The 9989-nt window shown below is 36.9% G+C and carries 11 protein-coding genes; 2 read left to right on the forward strand and 9 right to left on the reverse strand.

Annotated features, from left to right (window positions below; genetic code table 11):
* Positions 1 to 339: 339 nt before the first annotated feature.
* The 9 genes from HMPREF2731_RS00005 to lacA form a co-directional block, all read right to left on the reverse strand.
* A complete protein-coding gene (locus HMPREF2731_RS00005) occupies positions 340 to 1239 on the reverse strand; it encodes an aldose 1-epimerase family protein (protein WP_002314446.1) in 900 nt (299 codons plus the stop codon).
* 20 nt (positions 1240 to 1259) lie between these two features.
* Positions 1260 to 1532 carry a DUF3884 family protein gene (locus tag HMPREF2731_RS00010; RefSeq protein WP_002305107.1) on the reverse strand — a complete coding sequence of 91 codons (273 nt, stop codon included), beginning with the start codon at positions 1530 to 1532 and terminating at the stop codon, positions 1260 to 1262.
* 22 nt (positions 1533 to 1554) lie between these two features.
* Positions 1555 to 2961 (reverse strand): 6-phospho-beta-galactosidase, encoded by a 1407-nt coding sequence (gene lacG / locus HMPREF2731_RS00015; protein ID WP_002290548.1) that lies wholly within the window; start codon positions 2959 to 2961, stop codon positions 1555 to 1557.
* Between the two features lie 141 nt (positions 2962 to 3102).
* Positions 3103 to 4809, reverse strand: a complete 1707-nt coding sequence (locus HMPREF2731_RS00020; RefSeq protein ID WP_002314444.1) for a lactose-specific PTS transporter subunit EIIC — start codon at positions 4807 to 4809, stop codon at positions 3103 to 3105.
* Positions 4809 to 5126 (reverse strand): PTS lactose/cellobiose transporter subunit IIA, encoded by a 318-nt coding sequence (locus HMPREF2731_RS00025; protein WP_002290550.1) that lies wholly within the window; start codon positions 5124 to 5126, stop codon positions 4809 to 4811. Before HMPREF2731_RS00025 ends, HMPREF2731_RS00020 begins: the two co-directional genes overlap by 1 nt.
* A 27-nt stretch (positions 5127 to 5153) precedes the next feature.
* On the reverse strand, positions 5154 to 6134 hold the full coding sequence (gene lacD, locus HMPREF2731_RS00030; protein WP_002290551.1) for a tagatose-bisphosphate aldolase: 981 nt from the start codon (positions 6132 to 6134) through the stop codon (positions 5154 to 5156).
* A 2-nt stretch (positions 6135 to 6136) separates the two neighbouring features.
* Entirely contained in the window at positions 6137 to 7069 is a 933-nt protein-coding gene (gene lacC / locus HMPREF2731_RS00035) for a tagatose-6-phosphate kinase (RefSeq protein ID WP_070872030.1), read from the reverse strand.
* 10 nt (positions 7070 to 7079) lie between these two features.
* Positions 7080 to 7595, reverse strand: a complete 516-nt coding sequence (lacB, locus tag HMPREF2731_RS00040; RefSeq protein WP_002290554.1) for a galactose-6-phosphate isomerase subunit LacB — start codon at positions 7593 to 7595, stop codon at positions 7080 to 7082.
* Between the two features lie 16 nt (positions 7596 to 7611).
* Positions 7612 to 8037, reverse strand: coding sequence for a galactose-6-phosphate isomerase subunit LacA (gene lacA, locus HMPREF2731_RS00045; protein ID WP_002290555.1), 426 nt, complete (start codon positions 8035 to 8037; stop codon positions 7612 to 7614).
* 489 nt (positions 8038 to 8526) lie between these two features.
* Here lacA and HMPREF2731_RS00050 point away from each other — a divergent pair, with 489 nt between their 5' ends.
* Positions 8527 to 9294, forward strand: a complete 768-nt coding sequence (locus HMPREF2731_RS00050) for a DeoR/GlpR family DNA-binding transcription regulator (RefSeq protein WP_002290556.1) — start codon at positions 8527 to 8529, stop codon at positions 9292 to 9294.
* Positions 9295 to 9298: 4 nt separating this feature from the next.
* The coding region (locus HMPREF2731_RS00055; RefSeq protein ID WP_070872033.1) for an HAD family hydrolase at positions 9299 to 9989 on the forward strand (691 nt) is incomplete at its 3' end.

Below are 9989 nucleotides of genomic sequence, written 5' to 3' on the forward strand. Positions count from 1 at the left end.
TAGAACTACGTAAAAGAAACCAGCAATTAGAATAGGAAGAAAATTTCATTTTTCCTCTTAGTTCTATAAAAAGTGTGGCTAATTTGAGGCAAAATATTAAATTAAATTTGCCACAAATTAATGGCTCCACTATTATTTTAAATCAAGAAGTAGTAAATAATCTTATTTTTTACTACCAGACTGTCTTTAGATATTAGCTTTTCGTCACCCACTACAGTTGACATAGACCCACAAAAAACTTAAAAACCTTGCGATGTAAGACTGGCACGGAGAAGACCAATCTATCATCACAAGGTAAGAGTATTCAAATCTTATTGAAGACTCAAATAATAACAAATTTTAATTAAGGATAGTAATATCATAGATTTTTCTAGAAGTTTCTTGAGGTGAAATTTTCGTTACCTGTCTTTTATCTTCTAAGAAATTACCTTCTTCAAGTGAAGTGGAGAGACCACTCCAAGGTTCCAAAGCAATGAATGGACTTTTATTAGTTGTAGACCACAGAATCAAGTTCGGAAAATCATCAAAATCTACTCGAAGACCTTTACCAGACTTCCTTGACCGAAGCGTTACGCTACGAGACTTGAGCTGGTCAAGTGTAATGGCATCATGGGAAAAAAGTGAGTAGTCCAAATCGAGAATTTTTTGATTTTCCAAAAAAGGTGTCCGATCTTGCAAATCTAATAATCCTGTCTCAGGAAAACTCTTTGGTATCGAGCAAGACTCAACCTCACTAAATTCAATATAATAATCCTCATAGTTTTCACCTTCTACTAAAGAACTATTGAATGCTGGATGGGCTCCAATAAAGTAAGGCATTGTTTTTTCCATTTCCAAGTTCGTTACCTGAAATTCGGTTCTAATTGATTTACCATTCAAGGTATAAACAACTCTCAGTTCAAACTGATATAGGTAATTATCAAGCATCTCAGCATTTGGTTTAATACTAAAGGTCACGCTATTATCATTGACTTCTTCCAGAATAAATTCTTCTTTTCGAACAAAACCATGTCTACGAATAAGACCTGTAAAAAAGGGTCTTTCTTGAGGTCTATAAATAGCCCAATCATTTCGTAAACTACCACAGATAGGAAATAGAATAGGCGCCTGTCCATTCCAATAATTTGGATCAGCTTGCCAGAGATACTCTATCCCATCCTTGTCTTTAATCGAAGTCAGTTGACCACCAAGTGTTTTAAACTGAACAGTAAGATACTCGTTTTTTAATTCGATAGTCACAACTAATTCCTTTCTTTTTATTATTGGAAAGGCAAATAATTTACCTCGAAGTGAATAGTCTCACGTATTTCTACATCGAGTGATTGTAAAAATTCCCATTCAAATGCTGATAACTCTAAATCAGAATGGCAAATCCACTCTTTTCCAGTTGAAACATACCATTTACCACATTTTAGCAACGGGGTAGCTTCAAGCTCAGGAATCATAGGACAATCTTCGAAACTAACAATATATACCTTTTCAAAGCCTGGTCTAAATAAGTGTTGTACTTTTTCTAAAGTATCGGATAACAATTTTTTACATTTTCAAGTAATATTACTCTATCACTTGAGTTTCTGCTACTTTCTTATACCAATGAGCTGATTTCTTAGGATAGCGTTCTTGCGTGTCAAAGTCTACATAGAATAGTCCATAACGTTTTTCGTATCCGTTTGACCATGAGAAGACATCCATAAGTGACCAGATGAAGTAACCTTTAACATTTGCACCATCCGCAATTGCGTCTGATAAAACTTCCAAGTGTTTCTTCACGTAATCAATACGACCATCATCATAAACGGTATTATCTACAAACTCATCTTTGTATCCAAGACCGTTTTCAGTGATGTAAATCTTCTTGTAGTTTGGATAATCATTTTTCACTCGCATGATTTGGTCATACAAGCCTTCAGGATAAATAATCCAGTCCCAATCCGTTCTAGGCACATAATCTGGTGCGATTCGGCGACCAACACCTTTAATCTGGTACTTAGAACTTCCTTTTTCACCCTTACCATTGTGAATGATTTCAGTCTCACCATCAAAGGCTTGCATCCAATCACTCATGTAGTAGTTGATACCAAGGAAATCGTTCAAATCTTTAGCTGCTTCAAGTGCTTGGAAGTCTTCATCACGAAGATCAAGTTCTCCACCATTTTCAGCTAGGATGTGGTTGACCCCTTCCATCGTTTTATCTGAATAGTGTCCAAGGTAGGTTGCATCCAAGATAAATTTGTTATGGATGATATCTTCTAACTCAGCGGCACGAACATCTGCTGGATTTTCTGGATCATAAGGGTATTTGGTTGGCAACGCATGTACTACACCAATTTCGCCTTTATAACCTTTATCTTTATACAATTTCACAGCACGTGCATGAGAAACCATCATATTGTGGTGTGATTGGAAGACTTTGGCAAGATCATATTGAATGCCTGGAGGGAATTTACCAACCAAGTATTGACCATCTCCAATTGGGCCAATTTCATTGAAAGTTGTCCAGTAGTTTACTTCTGGGAACTCTTCAAAACAGAAAGCGGCATAATCTACAAAGTGTTCTATATTTTCGCGGTTTAAGAAATCTCCATCTGAGTGAAGAACTTCTGGTGTGTCAAAGTGGTGCAAAGTCACGAATGGCTCAACATGACGTTTGTGGCACTCGGCAAAAAGATTATGGTAGAATTCAACACCTTTTTCATTTACTTCGCCATAGCCAGTTGGGAAAATACGAGACCAGGCAATTGAAATACGAATACCATTAACGCCATATTTTTCAGCTAATTCTAAATCAACAGGATATTTATGGTAAAAATCACTTGCAGGCTCTGCTGTGTACCAATAATTGTCTTCAAGATACTTATCCCATGCAACTGGGCCTTTACCATCCGTGTGAGTCGCACCTTCTGCTTGATAAGCAGCTGTAGCACCACCAAAAATAAAATCTTTAGGAAGTGTTTTAGTCATAACTATAAATCCTTTCAAAAAAAGCATTTGAGACGATATTCTGAGTTCCGGAAACCAAGGAAATGAAATGCAATGATATGGTTAACAATATTATAAGGAACTGAAAGAATAATCTCGTCTCAAATAACTTTTACAAATTTATTAATCAAACTGTTGTTGAACAAATGCAAGAGCACCTTGTCCATCACGTGTCAATTTGATATATTGAGCTCCTTCAGTTTTTGCAAGTTTAATGCCCAATTTATCCGTTTCAGCCTTCATATCATCGAAGTTTGAAGCGACCTGTGGAGCCAAGATAACCAAGTCAAACTCTGGCAACATTTCACGGTGAGCACCGTAACTACCCGCTGCCGCTTTGACTGGAACATTGTATTCTGCTGCTGCTTTGTTCAAGGCATTGGCAAGCAAGCCACTTGTACCTCCACCTGCACAAAGAACAAGGACATTAGTTTCTTTTGTGATATTATTGTTTGCTGCTACATCTTCTTTAGCAACGCCTGCTTTTCCAAGAACGGCATCTGCTTTAGCAGTATTGAAGTTTGCAGCTACTTTTTCTTTAAGAGCATCGTTTGTTTTACCAGAACGTTCTTCTTCAAGAATTTGTTCATCGTATACCTTAACAAATGGGTAATAAATGATAGTATCAACAACTACCAAGAGTCCGGCTAAGATAAATGATAGAACTTGGAAGTTAGTACCGAGTACAATTCCCAACGGACCAGGAGTAACCCATGGAAGGTTGGCAGAGAATGAGTTCATGTTCAATGTGTCAACAAAGAATTTAAAGATCCAAACGTTGACAATCGGAGCGAAAATGAACGGTACAAAGAAAATCGGATTCAATACGATTGGTGCACCAAATAAGATTGGCTCATTAACCCCAAAGAATGTTGGAACAACTGAGGCACGTCCGATGGCACGGTTACGTTCTGATTTACAAATCCACATGAACAAGAATGGAACAATCAATGTAGCTCCTGTTCCACCCATGGTAACAATAAACATTTGAGTACCAGAAGTGATAACTTTATCTGCATGTTGTCCAGCTTGGATAAGATGCAAGTTGGCATCGATATTGGCATAAGTGATAGCAGCGATTGCTGGTTCGACAATTGAAGGACCGTGGATACCAACAAACCAGAAGAAGGCATAAGCACCAAAGATAAGTGTAATTCCAAGGTAACCATCTGCAGCTGAGAAGAGAGGAGCAAGAAGGGTACCGATTGATTCTGCAACGGTTACACCAAGAGTTCCCTTAACAATAAGTTCAAATCCATAAAGGAGAACAACCGATACAGTGAATGGAATCAAGTCTTTAAATACTTGAGAGATATTTGGTGGAACCTCTTCAGGCATACGAATAGTAACATTATTTTTCACACAGACCTTGTAAACATTAACTGTCACAAAGGCTGCAATAAATGCTGTCAAAAGACCTTTTGTTCCCGTGAAGGCTGTCAAGAAGCCTCCTTCTTTTGCAGGCTCAGCTGCCATCAAAAGGAACCCTACCATAGACGCTAGCATCGTAGATAAGAAGTTAATCTGATTGGTCGCAGGTAGGTCACGGTTCATTGAGTCCGTCAAAGCTTTAGCGGTAGTACCACCAACAAAGAATGCTAGGATACCCATCGAATAGCTATAAGGAGTCATCAAGAAGGTCTCAATGTCTTTTGACCAGTGGAATCCCCAAGCATTTGGGACATAGGCAATAAGGATAAAGATAGATGAGAAAAGGATGACTGGCATACCAGCGATAAATCCATCACGAATAGCACGAAGATAGATGTTTCGAGAGATTTTCTCAAAGAACGGTTTCCCTTTCTCAATAAGTTCAATGAGTTTATGCATTATTTTGCTCCTCTTTTATAAAGTTCGATGAGGTGATGAATCACATCTTTTAATAAGACAGTAGTCATTAAGTGGTCCTGACCATGCATCATAGTAACGCTGTATGGAAGTTCCTCCCCAGAAGCTTCTCGAGCCAACATAGCTGTCTGAGAATTGTGAGCCTCTGCAATACAGCTTCCTGCTTCTACTACAAGACTATCTGCCTTAGCGAAATCACCATTTTCAGCCGCTTTAAGCGCTTCTAAAAGTTTAGAGCGAGCATCTCCAGCATAAGCAACAATTTCAAACCCTAAGAGAGTCATCTCTTCTCTGTTCATAACAATATCCTCCGTTTTATGTTTTTACTATACTTTATCAGTCCATGGACTAGCTGTTTTAACAAGAACTTTGTTAAGTTCATCAATATTTTCGAATCCAGTAGTACGCAACCATTCACGTGCTGCTTTTTCACCTTCTTTGATGTAAGGTTCTACAGATCCTGCCCAAGTAGCACGTCCACAAAGCACACCATTAAACTTGGCACCTGAGTCGTGAGCAAATTGCAATGTTTCTTGGAACAATTTAGCAGATACACCTGCACTTAGGTAGATGTATGGAAGGTTAGTCGCTTCTTCTTGTGCTTTAAAGAAGTCAGCAGCTTCAGCTTTACTGTAAACCACTTCACCATCAGCAAAACCTTCGACATATTTAACGTTAACTGGTACTTCTACTTTAAGAACATCAATGTTAAAGCGTGGATCAGAGAAAACTTTCATCGCTTCAATGACTTTGCGAGGTTTCACTTTTGCATATTCAACAGAACCTGCATCTGAGATTTCTTCATCATAAGCAAGGATTTCCAAGAAGAAAGGAATATCTTCAGCGACACATTCAGAACCAACACGTTCAATATAAGCTTGTTTTTGTTGGTTAAGTTCATCTGAGCTGTCTACATCATAGTAAAGCAAGAACTTAACGGCATCAGCGCCTTGCTCTTTGATACGTTTTGCAGACCAAACATCCAAGCAGTCAGGCAAACGTTTTGTACTTGATGTATCATAACCTGTTTTTTCATAGGCAAGAAGAAGACCTGCTTCTTTATCCAATGCTTTTGTTGCTGGAAGTCCATATTCAGGGTCAAGCAACATTGAAGAAGCGTATTTTGTAAGTTCATCAGCAACCAAAACCTTTAGTTCTTCCATTTGAGCTACAGTTGGTTCTGTATCTTGATACTGTGCCATCAAACGTTTCAAAGCACCACGTTGGTCAAATGCCAAAGCTGAGATAACACCGTTTTTATCTGAAATTTTTTCCAAAGATTTGCGTTTCTGTTCTGTAAGTACCATTTTTATACCTCTTTTACTCCAATTTGTGAGTTTAGTGTTTCGTAATTAGTCATATTCACATGCCCTGTCATTGTTTCTTGAGCATTTAACATACCCAATGTCATCGCATGTTTTAATAAGTCAGCGTCCCTTTTTTTACTATTTAAAGCTGATGCAATACCAGCTACCGTTGAGTCCCCTGATCCGACTGGATTAACAACTGGGATATCAGGAATATCTACCTTATAGAAAACATCACCATGTTTTGCAAAGGCACCGTTTCGACCTAATGAGACCACTATCCATTCGATACCACTAAAAAGTGACTCTTTAAGAACGTCTTTGAGTTCTTCAATATCTTTTGTTACTTCTTTTCCAAGCAACTGTGAAAGTTCCTCATTATTAGGTTTGATGGCAGTAGGTTTAGCCGACGATTTTAGAACTGTTTCAAGAGGTGCACCTGAACAATCCAAAACGACTGCTACTCCTTCATCCGAAGCAAGTTGGATAAGTTTTTCATAATAATCGTTGGGAAGTCCTGAAGGTAAACTTCCTGAAATTGTCACAACTTCTGATTGTTTAATAAGATTGCTATAGTGGTCAAGAAAGCCTTCTGCTTCTTCATGAGAAATTGTTGGTCCTTGTTCCAAAATTTCTGTTTGGTTACCCTCGTGTAAGATAGCAATACAGTTTCTAGTGTTTCCTGAGATTTTATAAAAAGCTGGACTAACAGGAGATTGTTCTAATTCGCTTTCAATAAATTCACCAATTTTACCACCTAAGAAACCTGTAGCAGTAACTTTATCACCAGATTCATACAAGACTCTAGTAACATTTAAGCCTTTTCCACCAGCTGTCTTACTAACATCTTTCACCCTATTCACTGTATCAATTTTCAATGTTTCTAGAGGATAAGAGATGTCTACTGAAGGATTTAGTGTGACTGTCAGAATCATTTGTTATACCTTAATCGTGGTAGTCACCACGGTCCCATCTTTCAAGGAATTCTGTAAAGAAATCTTCATCTGCTTGATGTGCATTATGTGTTTCAACGTGTTCGATTTTTGCAATCAATTTTTTATTTTCTTCTGTTGGTTTGTACTCAGCTTCAATGAAAGCTTCAATGATGTCATTCATAAGAAGACCACCAGTAATCTTTCCACCGAAACCGATAACATTCGCATTTAACTCTTCTTTTGCATATATAGCTGATGTCATATCACGAACCAACGCTGAGCGAACACCTGGAACTTTATTGACTGCATTGTTAATGCCGACACCTGTACCACAGATACATACTCCCAAGTCTGCTTGACCACTTACTACTGCTTCACCGACTTTTTTACCATAGATAGGGTAGTGAGTACGTGCGTGGTCATATGTCCCGAAATCAAGGACCTCATGTCCTTTTGATTTCAAGAATTCTGATACTGCCATTTTTTCATCTGTGACAATGTGGTCACATCCAATTGCGATTCTCATTCCTTAACTCCTTTTCTTAACACATTTTGTTAAGCATATCTACTCGGATTTGATGACGTCCGCCATCATATTTACCATTGACGAAACCTTTAGCGATGTTTTTAGCAAGCTCATCACCGACGATTTCAGCGCCAACCGTAATCATTCGTGAATTGTTATGTCCACGTGTCATATAAGCTGAGCGTTCATCTGAAACTTCTGCTGCAACCATACCTTTAATTTTAGTTGCTACCATGAATGGACCAGCTCCATAAGCATCAATTACAATACCTAAGTTTTGCTCATCTTTATTTACTTCAGAGGCAACTGCCAAGGTAACATCAACAAAATCTTGTCCGTCCTTAGTCACATCAATTACCTCAAAACCTTCTTCTACAAGAAAATTTTTCACAACATCTTTTAATCTCGTACCTTTGAGATCTGCACCAACAACAATAGCCATTTTGACCACCTCCTAAATTTTAGAAAGAAATGCTACGTAGAAGTAGAAAACATTTTGCAAAATGTTCGAAAAAACGTTTTCATCATTTCTTTGTTTATATAATATCAAGCATTCAAACAAAAAGCAACACTTTTTTTGTTTATTTTTTGTTTTTTTTATTTGTTTTTTTAAAAAATAGATAACACCGTTAAATTATTGTTCATTTTTGTTCATTTAATCCATCACAAAATGGACGTGAAATATCTATTCAAGTATTACAAAAGTCTTTTACTTTCTATAACTTACTGATTAAGAGGTCCTACTTTATTTTCGTCTTATACAAAATCTGACCTAAGCTAATATACGTCAATCCACTGTTCTTATTTCATCATCTAACATTTGTTTTTGTTTGAAATTGTTTGTTTTACCTTGAAAATATTGTCTTTTATGATACAATTAAAAGAGAATTATCTTTGGAAAAAAATTACTTTATGAAAGAAGGGTCTTCATATGAACAAAAAACGACGATTAGAAAAAATTTTAGATATGTTAAAGATTGATGGGACCATAACCATAAAAGAAATAATAGATGAACTAGATATTTCCGATATGACAGCCCGTAGAGACCTTGATGCTCTAGAAGCTGATGGACTTTTAACACGTACTCATGGTGGTGCACAATTGCTTTCCTCTAAAAAGCCACTTGAAAAGACACATATCGAGAAGAAAAGTCTAAATACAAAAGAAAAAATTGACATTGCTAAAAAAGCCTGCTCTTTAATCAAAGATGGCGATACTATTTTTATTGGACCCGGAACTACACTTGAACAACTGGCATTAGAATTGAAAGGTCGTAAAGGTTATAAAATTCGTGTCATTACAAATAGTCTCCCTGTGTTCTTGATTCTAAATGATAGCGAAACCATTGATTTATTGCTTCTTGGCGGTGAATATAGAGAAATAACTGGAGCTTTTGTAGGTTCAATGGCTTCGACAAATTTAAAAGCAATTAGATTTGCCAAAGCTTTTGTTAGTGCAAATGCTGTTACCCATAATTCTATTGCTACATATAGTGACAAGGAAGGTGTGATTCAACAACTTGCCCTAAACAATGCTGTAGAAAAATTCTTATTAGTAGACAGTACTAAATTCGATCGATACGATTTCTTTAACTTCTATAATCTAGATCAACTCGATACCATCATTACAGATAACCAGATTAGCCCTCAACACTTAGAGGAATTTAGCCAGTACACTACTATTTTAAAAGCGGACTAGAATTATGACTTATAAAAATATTGTTTTTGACCTTGATGACACTCTTTATGACCATCAACTCCCCTTTAAACGTAGCGTTGAGAAATGTTTTCCAACGATTGATATCCAACAAATAGATAACATTTACAAACGTTTCAGATGTTGGTCTGATGTTGCTTTTCCTAAATACACGAAAAAACTCATCAGTATTGAGCAGCTTAGAATTTTTCGCTGTCAGAAGACTATGGAAGAATTTGGCATCGATAGTATTTCTAGGACAGAAGCTCTAGACTTCCAAGCTGACTATGAATATGAACTCGATCAGATTACGATGATTCCTGAGATACATCAACTACTGCTGGCTCTACATAAAAACCGCATCCCAATAGGTATTCTAACTAATGGCCCTGTTGACTTACAGAGTCGAAAACTCCAAAATATTGGTGCCTATCAATATTTTGAAAAGCAAAATATCATCATTAGTCAGTCCACTCACGGAGGAGCTGCAGAAAATAGCTATGAAGGTAATGTAAAAAACTTACAAAGTTACCAAAATGTCCAATTATCTAAAAGGGCTATAGAAATTCTTAAAGAGGAAATTGAGTTAAATCACCAACATATAAGATTCAATCCTGATTATAAAGATAATGGATGGATTTTTACTTCCAAAAGTCGTCATAAACCTGGAATGGCAACAGTTTTTTTGACAAATTTTA

Origin of the sequence: Enterococcus sp. HMSC072F02 (assembly GCF_001837725.1) — a bacterium.
GTDB classification, from domain to species: domain Bacteria; phylum Bacillota; class Bacilli; order Lactobacillales; family Enterococcaceae; genus Enterococcus_B; species Enterococcus_B lactis.

Bases quoted from the DNA above. Each gene is read 5' to 3' on its own strand.
- lacG (WP_002290548.1), bottom strand. From the start codon at position 2,961: ATGACTAAAACACTTCCTAAAGATTTTATTTTTGGTGGTGCTACAGCT.
- HMPREF2731_RS00020 (WP_002314444.1), bottom strand. From the start codon at position 4,809: ATGCATAAACTCATTGAACTTATTGAGAAAGGGAAACCGTTCTTTGAG.
- HMPREF2731_RS00025 (WP_002290550.1), bottom strand. From the start codon at position 5,126: ATGAACAGAGAAGAGATGACTCTCTTAGGGTTTGAAATTGTTGCTTAT.
- lacD (WP_002290551.1), bottom strand. From the start codon at position 6,134: ATGGTACTTACAGAACAGAAACGCAAATCTTTGGAAAAAATTTCAGAT.
- lacC (WP_070872030.1), bottom strand. From the start codon at position 7,069: ATGATTCTGACAGTCACACTAAATCCTTCAGTAGACATCTCTTATCCT.
- lacB (WP_002290554.1), bottom strand. From the start codon at position 7,595: ATGAGAATCGCAATTGGATGTGACCACATTGTCACAGATGAAAAAATG.
- lacA (WP_002290555.1), bottom strand. From the start codon at position 8,037: ATGGCTATTGTTGTTGGTGCAGATCTCAAAGGTACGAGATTAAAAGAT.
- HMPREF2731_RS00050 (WP_002290556.1), top strand. From the start codon at position 8,527: ATGAACAAAAAACGACGATTAGAAAAAATTTTAGATATGTTAAAGATT.